The 22,106-nt window shown below is 35.5% G+C and carries 18 protein-coding genes; 7 read left to right on the forward strand and 11 right to left on the reverse strand.

Going from position 1 to position 22,106, the window contains the following annotated elements:
- Positions 1-21: 21 nt before the first annotated feature.
- The 3 genes from N4270_RS10020 to fumC form a co-directional block, all read right to left on the reverse strand.
- Positions 22-1,377, reverse strand: coding sequence for a T9SS type A sorting domain-containing protein (locus tag N4270_RS10020; RefSeq protein ID WP_260096960.1), 1,356 nt, complete (start codon positions 1,375-1,377; stop codon positions 22-24).
- 127 nt (positions 1,378-1,504) lie between these two features.
- Positions 1,505-2,920 (reverse strand): T9SS type A sorting domain-containing protein, encoded by a 1,416-nt coding sequence (locus N4270_RS10025; RefSeq protein WP_260096961.1) that lies wholly within the window; start codon positions 2,918-2,920, stop codon positions 1,505-1,507.
- An 80-nt stretch (positions 2,921-3,000) separates the two neighbouring features.
- Entirely contained in the window at positions 3,001-4,398 is a 1,398-nt protein-coding gene (gene fumC, locus N4270_RS10030; RefSeq protein ID WP_260096962.1) for a class II fumarate hydratase, read from the reverse strand.
- A 204-nt stretch (positions 4,399-4,602) separates the two neighbouring features.
- Here fumC and N4270_RS10035 point away from each other — a divergent pair, with 204 nt between their 5' ends.
- Both N4270_RS10035 and N4270_RS10040 read left to right on the forward strand, forming a co-directional pair.
- Positions 4,603-5,934, forward strand: a complete 1,332-nt coding sequence (locus N4270_RS10035; protein ID WP_260096963.1) for a metallophosphoesterase — start codon at positions 4,603-4,605, stop codon at positions 5,932-5,934.
- A gap of 174 nt (positions 5,935-6,108) precedes the next feature.
- Complete coding sequence (locus tag N4270_RS10040) at positions 6,109-6,291, forward strand: hypothetical protein (RefSeq protein ID WP_260096964.1); 183 nt, start codon at positions 6,109-6,111, stop codon at positions 6,289-6,291.
- A gap of 139 nt (positions 6,292-6,430) precedes the next feature.
- Here N4270_RS10040 and N4270_RS10045 read toward each other — a convergent pair whose 3' ends face one another.
- The 6 genes from N4270_RS10045 to N4270_RS10070 all read right to left on the reverse strand — a co-directional run bounded on the left by N4270_RS10045 (position 6,431) and on the right by N4270_RS10070 (position 12,355).
- Complete coding sequence (locus N4270_RS10045) at positions 6,431-8,857, reverse strand: TonB-dependent receptor (protein ID WP_260096965.1); 2,427 nt, start codon at positions 8,855-8,857, stop codon at positions 6,431-6,433.
- A 122-nt stretch (positions 8,858-8,979) separates the two neighbouring features.
- Positions 8,980-9,423 (reverse strand): hypothetical protein, encoded by a 444-nt coding sequence (locus N4270_RS10050; RefSeq protein ID WP_260096966.1) that lies wholly within the window; start codon positions 9,421-9,423, stop codon positions 8,980-8,982.
- 1 nt (position 9,424) lies between these two features.
- Entirely contained in the window at positions 9,425-9,766 is a 342-nt protein-coding gene (arsC, locus tag N4270_RS10055; protein ID WP_260096967.1) for an arsenate reductase (glutaredoxin), read from the reverse strand.
- A gap of 10 nt (positions 9,767-9,776) precedes the next feature.
- A protein-coding gene (prfB, locus tag N4270_RS10060) for a peptide chain release factor 2 (protein ID WP_260096968.1) occupies positions 9,777-10,887 on the reverse strand; the annotation gives its coding sequence in 2 pieces (ribosomal slippage) (positions 9,777-10,823 and positions 10,825-10,887; 1,110 coding nt in all).
- A 74-nt stretch (positions 10,888-10,961) separates the two neighbouring features.
- Positions 10,962-11,180 (reverse strand): hypothetical protein, encoded by a 219-nt coding sequence (locus N4270_RS10065; protein WP_260096969.1) that lies wholly within the window; start codon positions 11,178-11,180, stop codon positions 10,962-10,964.
- 653 nt (positions 11,181-11,833) lie between these two features.
- Positions 11,834-12,355, reverse strand: a complete 522-nt coding sequence (locus N4270_RS10070; RefSeq protein WP_260096970.1) for a hypothetical protein — start codon at positions 12,353-12,355, stop codon at positions 11,834-11,836.
- A 120-nt stretch (positions 12,356-12,475) separates the two neighbouring features.
- Here N4270_RS10070 and N4270_RS10075 point away from each other — a divergent pair, with 120 nt between their 5' ends.
- Both N4270_RS10075 and N4270_RS10080 read left to right on the forward strand, forming a co-directional pair.
- Complete coding sequence (locus N4270_RS10075; RefSeq protein WP_260096971.1) at positions 12,476-14,884, forward strand: zinc-dependent metalloprotease; 2,409 nt, start codon at positions 12,476-12,478, stop codon at positions 14,882-14,884.
- Position 14,885: 1 nt separating this feature from the next.
- On the forward strand, positions 14,886-15,905 hold the full coding sequence (locus N4270_RS10080) for a low specificity L-threonine aldolase (protein ID WP_260096972.1): 1,020 nt from the start codon (positions 14,886-14,888) through the stop codon (positions 15,903-15,905).
- Positions 15,906-15,916: 11 nt separating this feature from the next.
- On the opposite strand, the gene N4270_RS10085 is transcribed toward N4270_RS10080, so the two are convergent.
- A complete protein-coding gene (locus N4270_RS10085; RefSeq protein ID WP_260096973.1) occupies positions 15,917-16,240 on the reverse strand; it encodes a YbaB/EbfC family nucleoid-associated protein in 324 nt (107 codons plus the stop codon).
- A gap of 63 nt (positions 16,241-16,303) precedes the next feature.
- Here N4270_RS10085 and N4270_RS10090 point away from each other — a divergent pair, with 63 nt between their 5' ends.
- The 3 genes from N4270_RS10090 (at position 16,304) to N4270_RS10100 (ending at position 20,927) form a co-directional block, all read left to right on the forward strand.
- Positions 16,304-18,364, forward strand: coding sequence for a S9 family peptidase (locus N4270_RS10090; RefSeq protein ID WP_260096974.1), 2,061 nt, complete (start codon positions 16,304-16,306; stop codon positions 18,362-18,364).
- 74 nt (positions 18,365-18,438) lie between these two features.
- Positions 18,439-19,476, forward strand: a complete 1,038-nt coding sequence (locus tag N4270_RS10095; RefSeq protein WP_260096975.1) for a PLP-dependent cysteine synthase family protein — start codon at positions 18,439-18,441, stop codon at positions 19,474-19,476.
- A gap of 191 nt (positions 19,477-19,667) precedes the next feature.
- On the forward strand, positions 19,668-20,927 hold the full coding sequence (locus N4270_RS10100) for an aminotransferase class I/II-fold pyridoxal phosphate-dependent enzyme (protein ID WP_260096976.1): 1,260 nt from the start codon (positions 19,668-19,670) through the stop codon (positions 20,925-20,927).
- Positions 20,928-20,984: 57 nt separating this feature from the next.
- Here N4270_RS10100 and N4270_RS10105 read toward each other — a convergent pair whose 3' ends face one another.
- Positions 20,985-22,106: a GTP cyclohydrolase gene (locus tag N4270_RS10105; protein WP_260096977.1), complete on the reverse strand. Its 1,122-nt coding sequence runs from the start codon at positions 22,104-22,106 to the stop codon at positions 20,985-20,987.

Consider the following 22,106-nt stretch of genomic DNA (forward strand, 5'->3'; position numbering starts at 1 on the left):
ATCAAAAATAAGAAATAGCCCTTATCTTTTAATAAATTTCAATCTGATATCGGAATCATTAATTTTTAATAGATACATTCCCTGTTCTAAATCAGAAATATCCAGAGACTCCTGCAATTGAATAGTTTGGGTTTTTACAATTTTACCAAGGTTATCTATAATTGAAATATGAACCGCTTCTGAAAGTCCTTTAAAATGAAGAATATCTTCCGATGGGTTTGGAAATACGGTAAGATTTGATAATTCAACATCAGAAACAGAAAGCACTATGGTTTCATTTTCAAACATATTAACTCTATCATCATTATAAGCAATGGTTGACATGTCTAAATCCCCATCATTTTCAAAATCGGCAAACGTAATGGTATAGGCTTGACTTTGTGTAGCATCGATTACTTGTTCTGGGCCAAAACCGCCAACGCCATCACTTTTAAACCAAACGATGTCGTTTCCGCTACCTGAAGTTGCACTAGTAAGTACAAAGTCTCTTAAATTATCATTGTCTAAATCTCGTAAATCTAAACATGCAGGATTGGCAATGCTGGTACTTATTACAGTTTCGGTATAGGTTGCGGTTCCGGGCGCAATTTGAGTTCTTTTAAACCAGGAAGCATTTCCAGTTAAATCGGTAACCAATATATCTAAGCTGGAATCGTTGTCAACATCTTCGGCCATCACACTAAAAATATAATCTTTAGTATTTAGCGATACAATATTGGTGTCTGCAGTAAAATTACCATCACCATCATTGTAAAAAACTTCAATTCGGCAATCGTTTGGTGTTCCAAACCCAACCGCATTAGCAATGACACTATCAATATCACCATCAAAGTCAATATCTTTCATCGCAAAAGCACCAGGATTAGGAATGGTATTGTCAATAATATTTTTAGGACCAAAAGTTCCAGAGCCATTATTCGCAAACCAGATTACTTCATTCCCATTATAAGCAGCCACAGCAACATCAGGTGTGGTGTCATTATCGATGGTTCTCACGTATACTTGTCCTGGACCATTGATGGTGGAAGAGATAATTTGTTCGGCACCAAAATTTCCTAAGCCATCATTGGCAAACCAGACTAATTTTCCATCAGCAGAAGAGGTCGATACGACGTCATTGTAACCGTCATTATTTAGGTCGGCAATAGCAACACCTCCAGCATTGTTCAATATGCCTATTGGCGTGGTTTGTAACGTAAAATGTCCGGTTCCATCATTTTCTAACCAATAGACCGTATTTCCGATGGTGGTACTAATGACGATATCGGGAAAAGCATCATTATTGATTAAACCTGAGGCAATGTTATAAGGTGCATTTCCGCCAGGTAAAGGTAATGCGATCGATTGCGATTTATTAAATGTTGTTTGAGCCAACATATTAAAGCTGGTCAATAGTAAAAAAACACTAAAAAAGAAACAGTTGCGCATGGTAATTAGGAACTAAAAACAAAACAAGCAAGTAAATGAATTCACCTGCTTGTTATTAGAATAAGATGAATTTATATTATTGTTTAATAAACTTTTTCGTCATATCAGAGTTATCATCTTTTATGATGTAAACACCATCACTTAGCTGCGATACATCTAGACGTTCTCCAGACGTGATTTTGTGTGATAAAACGACATGTCCAAGCGCATCATACACTGAAATATCAATAGCTTCATTGAAGTTTCCTGAAAAGGTTAACTGGTCTGTTGCCGGATTAGGATGTATGATTAAGTTTTCCGCATTAAATTCAGAAACACTGAGTGTAATTAATTCATTTTCATACCAGAATACAGTATCTACAGAATTACCAATAGAAGCAATGTCTTTATCACCATCAGCATCATAATCATCAACTGTAAAATCATACATTTGATAATTGTTATTTGCTATAAGCGTTGGCGTTGCACTTGGGTTTGCATTATTAGCACCTTGAAAAAAGATAATGGCATCATCAGTTGTGCCACCATCGGTTAGAATGACATCGTTATAACCATCATTATTAATATCTGCTACAACAGTGACAGCAGGTCTTGAAATTATAGAACTTGTGGAAATGGTATTGGCAGTAGAGGTTCCGTTTTTTACTTTATTGAACCATTCTACAACTCCGCTCACATTATCTACGGAAATAACATCCATTGTGCCATCATTGTTAACATCGGCAAAGCCAACATCAAATAAATAACTGTTTCCAGAATCTACAGTAACCACATCTTTAATCCATGATACAGCAGTTGATCCGCTTTCAATATATTGATTATAGTAAATTTCAATGGATTGTGTGTTGTAATAAGTCACCACAGCATCTAAGTCGGTATCACCATCAAAATCGGCTAAATCGACATAAAGGGTGCCGTTTCCTGTTCCGTTTTCAATATCTGGTTGTGCAGTAAAATTACCAGCACCATCTCCTGAATACCAAACAGTTTTGCTATCGTTAAATGAAATTGTAGCAATATCTGTATTACCATCTAAGTTAATATCTCCAGCTACCACTTCACCAGGACCAACAATAGTAGCATCTATAGTTACTGCAGGATCAAAGCCACCTGCAGCATTACTAGGATAATAAGTTAAACCTTCATTAGATGAAGTAACAATGATATCCATGCCAAACAATCCGTCAACATCAGCAACGGTCAGACCATCAACCCATTGTACTGTGGAAGATACAGTAGCTTCAATGGTGAAATTACCACTGCCATCGTTTTTATACCATTTGATATAATCTGTAGCAGGTGTTCCACCATTATAATCGTAAGTAGCCATAACGAGATCGATATCGCCATCACCATCTAAATCACCTGAAGCAAATTCGTAAGGTTCATTTCCTGTGCTGGGATCAATGTTTTGGACAGCAGCAAAGGGCTGAGCCAATAAGCTATTGCTAAAGAAAATTAAACATAAAAGACTGAGTAAAGTTTTTTTCATAATCGTATCATTTTAAAGGCTAATATATGTAAAAACACCGACAAAATTACATTTTATCGATGTTTTTGTACTTTTTATCGTTATTTTAATTCGCCTACCATATCCTCAGGTTTTACCCAAGCATCATAGTCTTCGGCAGTAACATACCCTAAATTAATAGCTTCTTCTTTAAGAGTCGTTCCATTTTTGTGAGCAGTATTAGCGATTTCAGCAGCTTTATAATACCCAATTTTAGTATTTAAAGCCGTGACGAGCATCAAGGAATTATTCAGTAATTGTTTAATAACTTGGTGGTTGGGCTCGATACCAGAAGCACAATGTGCTTCGAAGCTCACACAGGCATCACCAATTAGTTGAGCCGACTGTAATACATTAGCAGCCATCATAGGTTTAAAGACATTGAGTTCGTAGTGACCTTGTGTGCCACCAACAGTTACAGCGACATCATTACCCATCACTTGCGCACAAACCATCGTTAAGGCTTCACATTGCGTAGGGTTGACTTTTCCTGGCATAATTGAACTTCCAGGTTCGTTTGCAGGAATGATAATTTCACCAATTCCACTTCTTGGTCCGGAAGCCATCATACGAATATCATTAGCAATTTTATTTAAAGCCACAGCAAGTTGTTTCAACGCGCCATGAGTTTCTACCAAGGCATCGTGAGCGGCAAGTGCTTCAAATTTATTATCTGCGGTAACAAATGGTAAGTCGGTGAACTTGGCAATATATTCAGCAACGAGTTCGCTATAACCTTTAGGTGTGTTAAGTCCTGTTCCAACAGCAGTTCCGCCAAGCGCTAATTCTGCTAAATGTGGTAAGGTGTTTTGTAAAGCTTTTAATCCGTGGTCTAATTGTGACACATAGCCCGAAAATTCTTGTCCGAGCGTTAAAGGCGTCGCATCCATTAAGTGTGTACGACCAATTTTTACAACATCTTTAAAAGCGATCGATTTTTCATGTAATGTATTTCGTAATTGAATCACTCCAGAAATCGTTGTTTCAACGACCTTTTTATAAATGGCAATATGCATTCCAGTTGGAAAGGTATCGTTAGACGATTGTGATTTGTTGACATCGTCGTTAGGTTGAATCGTTTTCTCGCCTTCGCCAATCACTTTCCCTGCAATTTGGTGTGCTCTGTTAGCAATGACTTCATTGACATTCATGTTACTCTGAGTTCCAGAACCTGTTTGCCAAATGACCAATGGAAATTGGTCGTCATGTTGACCCTCTAAAATTTCATCACAAACCTGAGCAATTAAATCACGTTTGTCGTTATCTAAAACACCTAATTCGGCATTGGTGAAAGCTGCCGCTTTTTTGAGATAAGCAAAGCCATAAACAATTTCTAGAGGCATAGAGGCTGGAGCCCCAATTTTAAAGTTATTACGAGAGCGTTCAGTTTGTGCTCCCCAAAGTTTATCAGCAGGTACTTTAACCTTGCCCATGGTGTCTTTTTCTATTCTGAAATTCATAATTAATGGTGTGAGTTTAACGTGTTACAAAGTTACACTTTTTGTGTTTTATTTGGCGTCGTTTGTGGTTTTATTCCTTCGGAAATTAATCCATTGATGATTATAAATTAAAAGATACTTAGATTGTAAATCAGGTATTTGTACGCTTAAATAAATGAGTGATTAAGATTATTTTTAAAAACCATTCATTTTAAAAGTACAATCATGAAATCATTTTATTATTTAAGGCTTTGTTTTGTGTGTTTCTTGGCGTTCAGTTGTAATGAGTCTAAAAAAAGCGCTGAGGATATAGATAAACAAGATGATTTAGAAGTTGAAGTCTTTAAAACGGCTAAGTTTTTAACCCTTTCGGATGTTCATCTCGATAGCTCTAAAACGAATGTTCCCTACGGATCTATTCATAGTACAGGACGCGATATTTGGGAAAGGACAATTAATCAGATTAATACAGTATCTAACACTATTCAGCCAAAGTTTATGGTGTATGTTGGTGATGTGCCCAATTATACTGAAGACATTCACGGTAATATTAGTAAGGTGTTTAAGGACTTAAGTGCACTAAAAGGAGATTACCCTATTTTGTTTTTGCCTGGTAATAACGACACTATGAATGGTGATTATAATTCGTTTCAAAATGCACCAAATCCCAATGGTGTTTCTGTGTTTTCTTTAAATAATAATACCTGGCCAATTATTAATCGTAATTCTACAACGACCACTGTTGGAACATTAGATTTCAATGAGGAGTTTGGTTTTTATTCAGTAGAACTTACTATCGATGGAGAACGATTACAAATAATAGCTCTAAACTCGGTGATTTTTAGCAGGAAATATACAGCATATGATGGCGTTACACGCGACACAGCAGCTCAGCGACAGTTTTCATGGTTTGAAAATAAATTAGATAGTTATGCTACGACCGATCATGTGTTGGTAATGATGCATATTCCTCCAGGTCGCGATGGTCATGGAACTTATGGCGCTAATATGTGGGATGAAAGGCTGTATGTGAAAAATAAAAATGATAAAAGTAAAAAGGTTCAAAATGCATTTTTGGATGTTTTAAAAAACAATAAACCTAAATTGAGAGGGATACTTACCAGTCATACTCATTTAGACGGTTTAAGACGCTTGTATGCTTCAGATCGATATGGCGGAAACATGATTACTGTAAGTATATCTACACCAGGTATATCTGTGTATCATAACAATAATCCCGGATTTAAATCATTTACATTTAATTCCAGTAATTTTGATTTAACAGACTTTGCAACCTATTATGCCGAGCCAACAGATAGCCTTCCAACGAGCTCGTATAAAGACAGAGATTTTAAATACATATCAAAGCCTTATAGTTTTAAAAACACCTATAAAATTACGGATGAGAAGATGAGTATTTTTTCTGCAATTGAGCAATTAAAACACAGGCACATAATTAATGGTTATATGAAAGACATTCTTTATGTAAGATCTAAAGATACATCTGCAGCTGGAAGATTTCATTATGATCATGCTTTAGATGTATTGTATCAGTAATAAGAACTCTGACAGCATTTAACTATTGAATACTGGTTTTTGTATAGCATATAGTTTATATAAAAATGAATTAATAATAATCTCTAATTCTTTACAACCTGTTAATAAATCTTAAATTTGCTATTGCAAAACAATTCGCTTTATTATATCTTTGCAGTAACAAAAAAAAACCACATGTTTGAATTTGACCAATATTTAGGATTTTTAGCATTTTTAACCATTTTGACCATCGGATTTTGGTTAATGATTTTTTTATTGACGTTCGTGATTCCTTACTGGATTGGTGGTTCACTTATTGAACGTTTAAAAGAAATCAAAGAAGAGAAGAAAGCTAAGCGAGAAGCATCAACTCACTAAACTGAGTATATTATATATAAAAAAAAGGAAACCAATTTGGTTTCCTTTTTTTTTGTGTCATATTGAAACAAATTCAATATTATATCTTAGAATTTGAGTAAATGTATTGTTGTTGAGATTTCGACTATACATTTAAGGATTAACCTTCAAAATCGAAGTCATCTCCACCACCAGAGTCTCCATTATTATTTCGTTGTTGACGTTTTTGCTGATTAAAACGATAGGTAAATGTCACATTAAAACTACGTTGTCTCCATTGAAACTCACTTTCGTTAACAAAGGTATCTGTAGTTGCAGTAGACTGGCGTTTTCTTGAATTAAATAAATCGCTAACATTAACTGCTATTGACGCTTGCTCTTTGAATAGATCTTTACTGAAGGCTAAATCTGTTGAGAAAATCCCTTTGTTTTTATTCTGAGCATCTTCACTTGGTCCACGGTAAAAAATACGTGTCTGCCAATCGATTTTTCCTGGTAAAGTATATTTGTTATTAATTCGGGCAAACCAGCTGAAGTTTTCTGCACCAAAATCGGTGCCTTCATAAATACCTTCAGTGATCGACTTAAATAAGTTTAAGTTAGCATTAACATTCCACTTATTGCTAGGTCTATAGGTTAATGTGAATTCGAATCCATAACGATCATTAGTCGCTAAATTAATTGGTGTACGTTGAATAATTGGTACTTCAGTGCCTCCAACAATGGTTGTTTCTCCAGTATCTAAAGACACAAATGTAAAGACATCTGTTGCACGTTGGTAATAGATAGACGAGTTAAGTGTCATTTTTCCGAAGCGATTTAAATACCCTAAATCAAAGGTGTTTGAGTAACTTGGATCGATGTCAGGATTTCCCTGAAAGATGTTTGTCGCACTACTTCTTGATGGAAACGGATTGATGAATCGAGAACGCGGACGTCTAATACGTCGGTTATAACCTAAAGTTAAACTTTGTTTTTCGGTAATCTCATAACCTAAATTAACAGTAGGGAAGAGGCCTGTATAATTTTTACGTTGGAAATCGTTACTGGTAATCTGATTGATAGTCACACGCGATTGTTCCATACGTAAACCTAGTAAGTAAGAGAATTTATCTTTGATTTTACTACCAAATTGGGTATAAAGCGCATTGACGTATTGACGAAAAACTAAATTGTTACTTACGTTTTCATCCAATACAAAGGTGCCATCCTCATTAAATTCTAAGGTGTAATCGGTATCGGTTTCTTCAAAGTTTCCACGGTAACCAAATTCGAAATTACTTTTTTCACCAATAGGTCTTGTATAGTCTAATTGTAACAATACTTCGTCTTGATGTTCTACAGTTCTAACGCGTTCTGCAGCATCACCATCCTGAGCGATAATCGATTTTTCCTCTTCGGCATTGTCTTCAAACTGAAAATCGATAGTTAAACGGTGTTGGCTGTCGCCATTAAATTGTTTATCGTAGTTAATCGCATATTGTCTTGTGACATCCGTTTCATCTTCAGGATCTAAACGTATAGATTCATTGATAAGGTTTCTATTGCTATCAAGCTCTCTAATAATATTTGTAGCATCGTTATTTTCGTCACTATCACGATACACGAATGACGTTGTAACCGAGGTTGTTTCGTTAATATACCATTCTACACCAAGGTTGGTATTAAAGCCCTGACTTTTTCTGTCAAACTCTCTAAATTCATCAAAGAAAGTACTTGGGTCATCACCATTAAAATATTCGGTTTGTGTTGTGGCGTTTCCTGGAGATTCCCGGTAGCGGTATCCAGAAGTATTAAAGAAGTTGAAGTCACCTGTTCTATAGTTGACATTTCCTGAAACACCTGCTTGTGTCGGATCTCCGGCATTAAGTGTAACGGCACCGTTGAGTCCTTGTAATTTGCTTCGTCTAAGGATGATATTTAAAATACCAGCGGTTCCTTCAGCATCATAACGCGCAGAAGGTGAGGTGATAACTTCAACACGTTCAATTGATTCGGCTGGTAATTGTCTTAAAGCATCCGTAGAATTTAAGCCAACTAATCCTGAAGGCTTACCATTAATAAGAATGGTCACATTTTCATTTCCACGAAGGGCTACGGTTCCTTCAACATCAACAGAAACAGAAGGAACATTATCTAGAACATCACTAACGGTTCCGCCTCTTACAGTAAGGTCACGACCTACATTGTAGATTTTTTTATCGAGTTTGATTTCTACTGTGGTTTTTTCAGCAATAACTTCCACAGCATCGAGCGCCTCTAAGTTAAGTTCTAGTGAAACCGTTCCTAGATTAATATCTTTGGTAAGTGTTTTATTATTGTAGTTTTTGGTTTTGTAGGATAAATATTCAACTGAAACATTGTAAGTGCCTGAGGGAACCGAAATTTCAAAAATACCTTTTTCATTAGTAATTCCGCCAGTTATCACTTTATTTTCCTTAATACTGAAAAATGAAATTGTGGCATATTCTAAGGGGATTTTGTCTTCAGAGTCAATGACTGTACCAGATACAGTGATGTCTTGTTGAGCAATACCCAAGGCAGATATTAAAAATGTAAGAATAAGTAAATGAAATTTTAGTTTCATGATGATGGTGTTAACTTTAAAAACCACAAAAATAAAATGTCTTAGTCTTAAAATTGGTTAATCTTATGTTAAACAAAATGTGGTGACTATTAAAGTTTAGAGTTTATACCATCATTAGGAGATTAGTTCTCTTTCTTTTTACGTTTCTTTTTTTTCTTTTTAGCTTCTTTCTGATCCCATTTTCCTTTGACAGCATCCATGATTTTACTCATAATATCTTCGGAAACGATTTGTTCTACATCTTTAAAATGGCGCTTATCAAATTTCTCGATGTATTCTTTGCGTTCAAAAGTATTTAGACCAAGCATATTGATTTTTTTTATTTCTTCAAAATATGAATCCATGGATTGCGTAATAATTTCCTTTTGAAAATCATCAACTTTTAAGGTAGCTACAAACCCCGAAATGTATTCTTTTTTTGCTTTTTCTGCTTTTTCCTCGTATTTCTCTTTTTCCTTTTCCTGATTTACATTTTGAGGAACTTGGCGTCTCTGATTTCTTATTTGTGCGTTAGACAAACTCGTAAACAGACTCAGAATAAAAAGGGATAAGAATAGTTTCTTCATTTCAAATAATAGTTTTAATGTTAACTGGAGGTCTACCAATAACTGCTTGTTTGCCATTAACGACAATTGGGCGTTCTATAAGTTTTGGATGCTTTACCATCGCTTTAATAATGGCCTCATCTGAAAGTGTTTTAGTTTTGTATTCAGATTTCCAGATAGCTTCACCTTTTCGAACCAAATCAATAGGTTTTATACCTAATAATGATAGGATTTTTTTTAGTTGTGCTTCGGAAATTGGTTCGTCCATATATTTAATGACCTCAAAATCTTTGCCAGACTCTTCTAATATTGAAAATCCTTCTCTGGATTTGCTACATCTTGGATTGTGATAAATTGTAATCATAGTTTAACTGTTATAATTGGTTAGATTGATCTTCTTTTTGTCCCATCATCATTAAATACGATTTTAAGAAGGGTTCTAGATCACCATCCATAACCGCATCCACGTTACCTGTTTCGTGAGCGGTACGAACATCTTTTACTAATTTATAAGGATGCATCACATAATTACGAATCTGGCTGCCCCATTCTATTTTCATTTTACCAGCTTCAATGTCTTCACGTTGCGCCATTTGTTTTTGCAACTCAATTTCATAAAGTTGAGATTTCAACATTTGCATGGCACGTGTTCTATTGTCGTGTTGTGAACGTGTTTCAGAACATGAAATTTGAATTCCAGAAGGTTTATGAGTTAACTGCACCTTGGTTTCTACTTTATTCACATTTTGACCTCCAGCACCACTTGAACGCGCTGTGGTGATTTCTATGTCTGCCGGATTAATATCAATTTCTATGGTATCATCAACTAAAGGATACACATAAACCGAAGCAAAACTTGTGTGGCGTTTGGCATTACTGTCAAAAGGCGAGATTCTTACCAGACGATGCACGCCATTTTCACCTTTAAGCCAGCCAAAGGCATAATCACCTTCAATTTCTAAGGTAACTGTTTTAATCCCTGCCACATCGCCTTCCTGAAAGTTGAGCTCTTTGACCTTAAAACCATTTTTTTCAGCATACATCAAATACATGCGCATTAACATGCTTGCCCAGTCACAAGATTCTGTACCTCCAGCACCAGCAGTAATTTGCAATACAGCACTTAATGCGTCACCTTCTTCAGATAACATGTTCTTAAATTCTAGTTTTTCTATACGATGTAAGGCTTTATCATATCGATCTTTAACATTATCTGCAGTAGCTTCGTCTTCCTTGAAAAATTCGTAAATCACCTCAAGGTCTTCAATTAAGGTTTTGGCTGTATTGTAATCTTGAATCCAGCTTTTTTTCTCGCGAAGGGATTTCATGACAATTTCGGCTTGTTTGGAATCGTTCCAAAAATCTGGGTCGAATGTTTGTTCTTCTTCGTTAGAAATTTCGATTAGTTTGGCATCTATGTCAAAGATAGTGCCTTAGTTTATCAAGGCGTGTATTAAGATCTTTAATTTGATCTGATGTAATCATATGTGAATATTTTCAGCGAAATTAAGATATAATTGTCGTTAGACAAAACAAAAACTGGGCTTGTTTGACTAAGTTTAAATCATTACGAGTTTAGTAATGTCTGTATGAATAGGTGTATAGGTGACTTGTCTTTTGAAAAAGAACCAAGATTCATGTCTTAATATATAGGGTCTAAAACCAGCTTTATACAAACCTTTAATACTGGCGCTATTCATTTCATCAACAAAGGTGATGTAACGCTTAATAGTTTTATTTTCTTCTAAATTGATAATGTTTAGAATTGATTTTGCCATGATGCTTTGACCTCTGTAATCAGGATGTGTAAAACCGCCTTCTAATAGAGCTTCATGAGGTTCTAGTTTCGGAAACAGTATGCCGAAGTAAGCCTTTATACGATGATTTTGATCGTGTTTAAAAACCCATTGTCTGAATACTTGTTTTTTTGTTTTAGTTACAGCTATGTAGCATGTAGGGATGTATTCTTCTACAAGTCTTAAATGCCTTGTTTTCTCCTGAAGACTATTTAAATCTGTTGCCTCAAAATGTCTAATATCTAAGTCGTTTGCAGCGAGGTTGTTATTAGGCGAAAAGGCTGTATAATAGTCTAAGCCAAAAGACGTTGTATTTGATAAAAACCGTGTATTTATACCAGAGGTGATTCGGGTATAATCACCTGCAATTATATGCTTGTAAGCAATATATATTCTATGTTTTAAGGCTTTTAGAATAACTTAAAAAAATAAATTGTCTTAAAGCAATATAGAGAAAATATAATAAGTTGCTTATTAGGCCACAGAAATGAGCTTAAAATAGTCTTGTTTTACTTCCGAAGAAATAGGTGTAAATGTCACTTTTCTATTAAAGAGGAACCACTTTTCATTTCGTATAGCATAAGGCCGAAATCCCGCCTTATTAAGTCCTTTTAAACTCGCTATATTTTTAATATCTACAAAAGTGATAAAACGTTTGGTGTTTTTATAAGCGTCAAATTCATAATATTTAGTATCGACTTAGCCATGATGCTTTGACCTCTGTGATTTGGATGCGTAAATCCACCTTCTAATAATGCTTCATTATTATCTAACTTTGGAAATATTGGTCCGAAATAGTTTTGAATACGTTCATTTTCAGTAGATTTAAAAACCCATTGTCTAAAAACCGGAACGTGATTTTTAGTTTCAGCAATATAACAGGTTGGTATATCTTCTTCAACAAGTCTAATATGTCTCATGTTTTCTTTGAGTGCATTAATATCCTCGAGATTAAAATGTCTTATCCTCAGGCTGTTTTCTGCTAGTTGATTTGCTGTTAAAGTGTCAGGAAACAACTCTAGTCCGTAAGAAGTCTCATTAGAATAAATATGAGCAACGAACCCTTTTATGATACTATTAAAGTCTCCAGATTTTAAATGTTGATAAGCGATGTAGGCTCTGTGCTTTAAAGCGTTTAAGAAGTGCTTAGAAATCATTGTATGCGAGGCTGCAATAGAATTGCATTGGGTTTATATTGATTTAGACCCATATATTTTTATGAGGTCACAATTAGGATTTCACCTAAATTATGTAGCTTTATAGCTTATTCGATAACTATGAAAAAAAATATCCTTCAAACGGTTGTATTTTTATATGTAACCGTTTCATTCTCTCAAGGTTTAAGTAAAAAAGTATTGAAGAGTTATAATGGTTTTTTTGATTTCCATTATGAAGAAGCTTCCGATAAAATATACTTAGAGGTCAAGGATTTAAATAAAGCGTTTCTATATGTAAATTCTCTTGCTACTGGAGTGGGTTCTAACGATATTGGTTTGGATAGAGGTCAATTAGGACAAGAACGACTGGTCGCTTTTGAAAAAGCAGGCAACAAACTTTTATTAGTGCAGCCTAATCTAGATTATAGGGCAATTACTGATAACGAATTAGAGAAGAAAAGCATCGAACAGGCTTTTGCTAAATCTGTGTTGTTCGGATTTAAAATTGTAGAAAAAAAAGACGAATCTTATATCATTGATCTGACACCTTTTTTAATGTTAGATGCTCACGGTGTAGCCAACCGATTAAAATCTGAAGGAACTTATAAAATTGATGCTAGCAAAAGTGCTTTGTCTTTAAACCGAACTAAAGCATTTCCAAAAAATGTAGAATTTGAAGCCTTACTTACTTTTAAAGGACAGGCAAAAGGAAGACAGATTAGAAGCGTAACACCAACATCATCTTTGGTGAGTGTGATACAGCATCATAGTTTTATTGAATTACCTGACGATGGCTATAAAAAACGAGAGTTTGATGTGCGAAGTGGAGCAATTTCTATGTCCTATTTAGATTATGCAACACCAATTCAAGAGCCAATACGTAAGCGGTATATTATTCGTCATCGTTTAGAAAAGAAAGATCCAACTGCAGCACTTAGCGAAGCAAAAGCGCCTATAGTCTATTATTTAGATCCAGGTACACCAGAACCTGTGCGTTCTGCGCTTTTAGAAGGTGCACGCTGGTGGAATCAAGCTTATGAAGCTATTGGCTTTAAAGATGCGTTTCAGGTTAAAATGTTACCCGATGATGCCGATCCTATGGATTGCAGGTATAATGTGATTCAGTGGGTACATCGATCCACACGAGGCTGGAGTTATGGCGGCAGTGTCGTCGATCCTAGAACTGGCGAAATCATTAAAGGACATGTGAGTCTGGGAAGTTTAAGAATCCGTCAGGATTTCATGATTGCACAAGCGTTGATGAATCAACCTTTTGCAGAACGTGACGATAATCATCAACAAATGTTAGAAATGGCCTTAGCTAGAATTCGTCAATTAAGTGCCCATGAAGTCGGACATACGATAGGATTTGCACATAATTTTGCGGCCAGTACAAATCACAGAGCTTCGGTCATGGATTACCCACACCCATCTATTAAAATGACCAATGGAGACATTGACTTTAGTGATGCTTATGCCGTAGGTATTGGTGACTGGGATAAAGTGACTGTCGCTTATAGTTATTCAGAATTTGAGGATAACACCAACGAAAAAGACGCCTTAAATGCTATTTTAAAAGCTGCTACCTTTGCTGGACACAGATTTATAAGTGACAGTGATGCAAGAGCTCAGGGAGGTGCACATGCATTGGCACATCTTTGGGATAACGGTCAGTCGGCTTCCGAAGAATTAGAAAATGTTTTGGCTATTAGAGATAAAGCGATTTCTAATTTTTCCAAAGATAATATTCGTAAAGATGAACCGTATTCTGTATTGGAAGATGTATTTGTTCCGCTATATTTTTTTCATCGCTATCAAACCGAAGCAGCGACAAAGTTAGTTGGTGGTTTAGATTATAATTATGCTGTAAAAGGTGATGGTCAGGACATTGTAAAGACAATTGATGGCCATACGCAACGCAAAGCGTTAACAATGATTTTAAATACTATTTCAGCAGAAACTTTAGCGATTCCTAAAGACAAGTTAGCCCTTTTTCCACCAAGAGCTTATGGATACTGGAGAGGTAGAGAATCGTTTTCAAGTAAAACAGGTGTTGCCTTTGATCCTCTGAGTGCAGCGTCAACAGCGAGTGATATGACTTTAAAATTATTATTACATCCGCAACGCGCTAACCGAATGATTCAGCAGAAAAGTTTAGATTCTAATCAATTAAGTTTTGATGAGTTGTTAAAGGAACTTTTAGATAGGTCCTTCGGAAAGCAATATAAAGATACTTATAAGGATGAAATTCAGCAATTAATTAATGAACGTGTTTTACTACATTTAATGAACTTAGCTGTAAATGATCAATCTTTTTTTCAAGTTAAGGCTAAGGTTAATGTAGCCATCAATTCGCTCATTAGAGATTACCTTTCCGATAAAAAAAATCCGTCCCCATATGCGGCTGCATATAGCCAAATGATTCAACAATTTAGAGAACATCCTGAACAATTTAAATTAGAAAACGCTCCAAAAATACCAGATGGTTCTCCAATAGGAAGCGATTACTGTAATTATACACAATATTAAAATGATAATAGATTTAAGAAGCGATACGGTTACTAAACCAACTAAAGCCATGTTAGATATGATGATGTCTGCCCAAGTTGGCGATGATGTCTATAAGGAAGATCCTTCGGTTAATGCTTTAGAAAGCCGTTTAGCCGATATGTTTGGTAAGGATCAAGCCTTGTTTTTTCCTTCCGGAAGTATGGCAAATCAAGCAGCGCTGAAGTTGCATACAAATCCGGGTGAGCAGGTCATATGCGATAAATTTGCCCATATTTATAATTATGAAGGTGGAGGCGCCTCTTTTAATAGCGGTATTTCTTGTAAATTAATAGATGGTCATCGTGGGATGTTTACAGCAGCTCAGGTTACCGAATCTATAAATCCTCCAGACTTTTATCACAGTCCGCTAACTCGCTTAGTCGCCATAGAAAACACGACCAATAAAGGTGGTGGTGCTTGTTGGGATTTTGAAGCGTTGAAATCTATTAGAAACGTTTGTGACACCCATGATTTAGGCTATCATCTGGATGGCGCGCGATTATGGAATGCTTTGGCTAATACGAAAGAAACGGCAAAGGATTACGGACAATTATTTGATACCATATCAGTGTGTTTTAGTAAAGGGCTAGGATGTCCAATTGGTTCGGTGTTGATAGGTGACAAAGACCTTATGAAAGGTGCGATTCGCGTACGAAAAATATTAGGAGGAGGTATGCGACAAGCGGGTTATTTGGCAGCAGCAGGATTATATGCCTTAGATCACCATTTAGAGCGATTAACCGAAGATCATAATAAGGCTAAAGACATTGGAAAGGTTTTAGAAAGCTTATCAATCATTAAAAAGGTAGAGCCAATTGAAACTAATATTGTGATTTTCGAGCTGGAATCTCACGTTGATGAAGCCGAGTTTTTAAAACAGCTATCAGATAAAAACATTTATATCATTGGTATGGGGAGTAATAAGCTACGTATGGTCACGCATTTAGATTATACAAATGACATGCACAACAAACTTTTAGAAGTCTTAAACGATTTCTAAGCCTCTAGATTTTACTTAAACAAATCCATACCAGGAATATTTGGCATTCCGGCTTTTGCAACTGCAGCAACTTCAGTTTCATGAACCGTTGTGGCGCGTTCGATGGCTTTATTGAGTGTCAAGATTAAATAATCTTCAAGCATCTCTTTGTCTTGGAGTAACTCGTCATCAATAGCGATAGATTTAATTGTACGGTTGGCAGTGATTGTAACTTTTAGCTTGTCATCACTACTGGTTTCATCAATTAAAACACTGTGTAAGCGCTCTTTAGTTTCTTCAACTTTTTTCTGGGTTTCTTTTAGCTTGCCCATCATTCCCATCATATCTCCAAACATATTGTTAAGTATTAATATTATAAGTTGCAAAATTACTAAATTGCCAGACTTTTAAAAAGAAAAATGAAGACGACTATTGAAGCTCCTGTCGCAAGACAAATCCCTAAGGAATTAGAAATTCACAACGATAAAAGGATTGATAATTATTTTTGGTTAAATCAACGAGAAGACCAAAATGTTCTGGATTATCTCAATGCCGAAAACGACTTCTATCAGAGAGAAACTGCGCATACCAAAGAGTTTGAAACTTCTCTTTTTGAAGAAATGAAAGCGAGAATTAAGGAAGATGATGCATCTGTGCCTTACAAATACAATGGCTATTGGTACATTGTACGCTATGAAAAAGGAAAAGATTACCCCATTTATACACGTAAAAAGGAAAGTTTAGAAGCTAAAGAGGAATTGCTTTTTGACTGCAATCAAATGGCTGAAACGCATAGCTATTTTAGATTAGTGGGTTTAAGCGTCAGTCCAGATAATTCGATGATTGCTTTTGGAATTGATACTGTTGGGAGACGCCAATACACACTGCAAATTAAAAGTTTAATTACAGGTCAAGTGTTTTCTGATGCCATCAAAAACACCACGGGATCTTCTACTTGGGCGAATGATAATTCTACATTATTCTATACCAAAAAGGACGAACAAACGTTGCGGTCTAACGAAATTTACAAGCATAAGATTGGTGATTCCGAAGAACAAGACACGCTGATTTATACAGAAGACGATGATACATTTGGCGTGGCAGTATATAAATCTAAATCTCGAAAGTATATTATAATTGCTTGTTACAGCACATTAACCAACGAATTTCATGTTCTAGATGCAGATACACCTGACGCTAATTTTAAATTATTTCAACGACGTATTCGCGGATTAGAATATAGTATTTCTCATTTTGAAGAGGCATTTTATATGCTCACTAATTATAACGATGCTATCAATTTCAAGTTGATGAAAACACCCGAAAACAATACCGAAATTGAACATTGGGTTGAGGTTATCGGTCATCGGGATGATGTGCTGCTTGAAGACATAGATATTTTTAAAGATTATCTGGTCATTAGTGAACGTTCTAACGGATTAAACCAAATTAGAATCAAACGATGGGATGGTTCAGCCGATTATTATTTACCATTCGATAACGAAACCTACACCGTAAATACAGGAACTAATGTTGATTTTGATACCGAAATTTTACGCTACAGTTATAACTCGCTAACGCATCCGGCTTCTGTTATTGATTTCAATATGAAAACCAAGACAAAAGTTATCAAAAAAGAACAGGAAGTACTCGATCCTAATTTTGATAAAAATAATTACACATCCGAACGTATATGGGCAACAGCTCAAGATGGCACGAAAATCCCCATGTCCTTAGTGAGACGAAAAGACACTAAGCTTGATGAAAATACGCCCTTACTTCAGTATGCCTATGGAAGTTATGGTTCTACTATTGACCCTTATTTTTCAACCATACGATTGAGTCTTTTGGATCGCGGATTTATATATGTCATCGCACATGTAAGAGGTGGCGAATATCTAGGCAGGCACTGGTATGAAGACGGAAAGCTTCTGAAAAAGAAAAATACATTTACAGATTTTATAGACTGTTCTAAACATCTTATTGCTCATAAATATACCAGTCCTAAACATTTATATGCGATGGGCGGAAGTGCAGGAGGCTTGCTTATGGGCGTGATTATTAATGAAGCACCTCAATTGTACCATGGTGTTATTGCAGCAGTTCCTTTTGTTGATGTGGTTACAACAATGTTAGATGACTCTATTCCGTTAACAACAGGAGAATATGATGAATGGGGAAATCCTAACGATAAAACCTTCTACGACTATATTAAAAGCTATTCGCCCTACGATAATATCAAGAAGCAATCATATCCAAACTTACTGATAACTGCAGGTTTACATGATTCACAAGTTCAGTATTGGGAACCCGCAAAATGGGCATCTAAGTTAAGAACTTTTAAACAAGATACTAACAAGTTGTACTTGGTGACTAACATGGAAGCCGGTCATGGCGGAGCTTCCGGGCGATTTGAAGCGCTAAAAGAAGATGCGCAGGAATTTGCATTTTTACTAGACTTAGAAGGAATTATTAGCTAATTAAAAAAAAAGCCTTAATTTTGCAAGGTTTTACGTTTCAGATTTTAAAAGTAGGAAACTGATAAATAGCATTTATGAAAAAAGACATACAAGTATTTGATAATGTTTTACAATTAATAGGTAAAACGCCACTTATCAAATTAAACAAAATGACTCAAGATTTTGATGGAGACTTTTTTGCTAAAGTTGAAGCATTTAATCCAGGTCATTCGTCAAAAGACAGAATTGCACTTCATATTATTGAAGAAGCCGAAAGAAGAGGCATCTTAACTCCCGGAGATACAATTATAGAAACGACTTCTGGTAATACAGGATTTAGTATTGCTATGGTGAGTATTATCAAAGGCTATGAGTGTATTTTGGCTGTAAGTTCAAAATCATCTGCAGATAAAATAGACATGCTTAAGTCGATGGGAGCACAAGTATATGTGTGTCCGGCAAACGTGAGCGCAGATGATCCACGATCATATTACCAAGTCGCTAAGCGTTTACATGACGAGATTAAAGGTTCTATTTATATTAACCAGTATTTTAATGAGCTTAATTTAGATGCTCATTATCACAGTACAGGTCCTGAAATCTGGGAACAAACAGAAGGTCAAATTACACACTTAATTGCTTGTAGTGGTACAGGAGGCACCATTTCTGGAATTTCTAAATACTTAAAAGAGCAAAACCCTGAAGTTAAAGTCATTGGTGTTGATGCTTTTGGATCGGTATTAAAAAAATATCACGAAACACGTGAATTTGATGAGAAAGAGATTTATCCTTACCGAATTGAAGGCTTAGGAAAAAACTTGATTCCAACAGCTACAGATTTTGATTTGATAGACAAATTTGTAAAAGTAACCGACGAAGAAAGTGCGCATACAGCTCGTGAGATTTCTAGAACCGAAGGTTTGTTTGTTGGTTATACAAGTGGAGCAGCGATGCAAGCCTTAAAACAACTTAATGAAAGCGGAGAATTTAAAAGAGGCGATAAGGTTGTTGTTATTTTTCCAGATCATGGGTCGCGATACATGAGTAAAGTATACAGCGATAAATGGATGGAAGATCAAGGGTTCTTTGATAGTAAGACTGCCATTGCTGAAAAAATTCAATATATAAAGTAACCATATAACATTAGTTTATAAGATTCCTATCACGTGTTTTCGTGGTAGGTTTTTTATGTTTAAAAGGGATATGAACATTGGTTTATAAAAATATTATGCCATCATAATAATATTAACTAATTTTGTGTCGTGTATGTCTTGATTTTTTATAGATATATACAACTAACTAATAAGACTAAAAACTCGCTTTAATGAAGGATTTATTTGAGAAGATCTATAAAGACAAAGGACCATTAGGAAAATGGGCTTCTCAAGCTGAAGGATATTTTGTGTTTCCTAAGCTGGAAGGAGAGATTTCTAATAGAATGAAATTTCAAGGGAAAGAAGTGATTACTTGGAGTATTAATGATTACCTTGGATTAGCTAATCACCCTGAAGTACGTAAAGTAGATGCAGAAGCTGCTGCACAATACGGTTCTGCGTACCCAATGGGAGCACGTATGATGTCAGGTCATACCGAACTTCACGAACAATTACAAAAAGAACTTGCCGAATTTGTAAGCAAAGAAGCTGCTTACTTATTAAATTTTGGATATCAAGGTATGGTGTCTACTGTAGATGCTTTGGTATCTAAAGATGATATCATCGTGTATGATGTTGATGCACACGCTTGTATTATTGACGGTGTTCGTCTTCATATGGGGAAACGCTTTACCTATAAGCATAACGATGTTGAAAGTTTAGAAAAAAACTTAGAGCGTGCTACTAAAATGGCCGAACAGACAGGTGGAGGAATTCTTGTGATTTCTGAAGGTGTCTTCGGAATGCGTGGTGAACAAGGACGTTTAAAAGAAATTGTTGCGCTTAAAAAGAAATTTAACTTCAGATTATTTGTTGATGATGCTCACGGTTTTGGAACCTTAGGAAAAACAGGCGCAGGCGCTGGTGAGGAGCAAGGTGTACAAGATGAAATTGATGTGTATTTTGCAACGTTTGCTAAATCATTGGCGAGTACAGGCGCATTTATTGCTGCAGATCAAGAGATTATCGATTACTTAAAATATAACTTACGTTCTCAAATGTTTGCTAAATCGTTACAAATGCAACTTGTTGTAGGGGCTTTGAAGCGTTTAGATATGCTGAGAACAATGCCAGAATTAAAAGAAAATCTCTGGACGATTGTTAACGCTTTACAATCTGGATTAAAAGAACGTGGTTTCGATATTGGAACAACGCAAAGCTGTGTTACTCCAGTGTATTTAAAAGGAAGTATTCCTGAAGCGATGGCGCTTGTTCGTGATTTGCGAGAAAACTACGGAATTTTCTGTTCTATCGTTGTGTATCCAGTCATACCAAAAGGTTTAATTCTTTTAAGAATGATTCCAACGGCGACGCATACGCTACAAGATGTATCTGATACACTTGATGCCTTTGACGCCATTAGAGAACGCTTAGTCAACGGAACTTATAAACGCTTATCTGCCGCAGTTATGGCTGCCATGGGAGAGTAAGTATAACATACATAATTCAATAAAAAAAATCCGATTCATCATTTGAACCGGATTTTTTTATATCAAAGATTTTCTAAAGGTCTTACGACGCTTATAAACTTCTGGATCAAAATGCTTCCATATTTTATGAATGGCTTCATTATCTTCTAATTCTGGTGTTCTAAAACAGGTTTGGATGCCTTTTTCAGTAAATGTTTCGTAATATTCATTAAAAATTACGGCATGAACTCCTTTGTTCTGGTACTTAGGGTGAATACCAATTAAATAGAAAATAACATCTTTACTGTGTTTTCTGGCTTTTAAGATATGGCTTATTCCGAAGGGAAATAGTTTACCATTAGCTTTTTGAAGGGCTTTAGCAAATGCGGGCATCACAATGGCAAACCCAACTAATTCATCATCTTTATCAACTACAAATTTGATATATTCGGGATTGACAAAACTGATAAATTTTTTCTTAAAATATTCTTTCTGAATATCTGTAATGGCTACAAATGATGAGAGTGAAGCATAACTTTCGTTAAACAAATCAAACATCTTATCAGCATAAGGCATTACTTCAGAGGTTTTAGTGAATTTAAGTGCTGTTAAATTATAACGACGCTTAATCAGTTCTTGTGCCTTTTTAAAGAATTCGGGTTTTACGTTTTCAAAAGGAAACTTGCTTTCTGAGTAATGTTTTTCAACAGCATAGCCCGAAGATTCATAGTGCTTGATGTAATAGGGATGATTGTACCAGGTAATCATTGGTGCGATGCTATCAAAACCTTCAGTCATAACACCAACCTTATCTAAATTTGAAAAGCCTACAGGGCCTTCAGTGTATTCCAGATTGTGCTCTTTTCCTATACGTTCAACTTCTGCTAACAGCGCTTTTGAAACCTCTTGGTCATCAATGAAGTCAAACCATCCAAAACGCATTTTCTTTTGATTCTGATCGTTCACTTCTAGCCAATTAATAATAGCAGCGATACGACCTACAATATTATTATTTTTATAAGCTAAGAAAAAACGAGCTTCGGCATCTTTAAAAATAGGATTTTTATCCTTATTAAAAGTTTCTAGTTCTTGTTTAATAATAGGAGGAACCCAGTATTTTGAATCTTTATAAAGTTTAAAAGGAAACTTAACAAACGCTTTTAAATCTTTCTTAGAATGTATTTCTTTAACAACAATCAT

The organism is Psychroserpens sp. SPM9, assembly GCF_025153525.1.
GTDB lineage: Bacteria > Bacteroidota > Bacteroidia > Flavobacteriales > Flavobacteriaceae > Psychroserpens.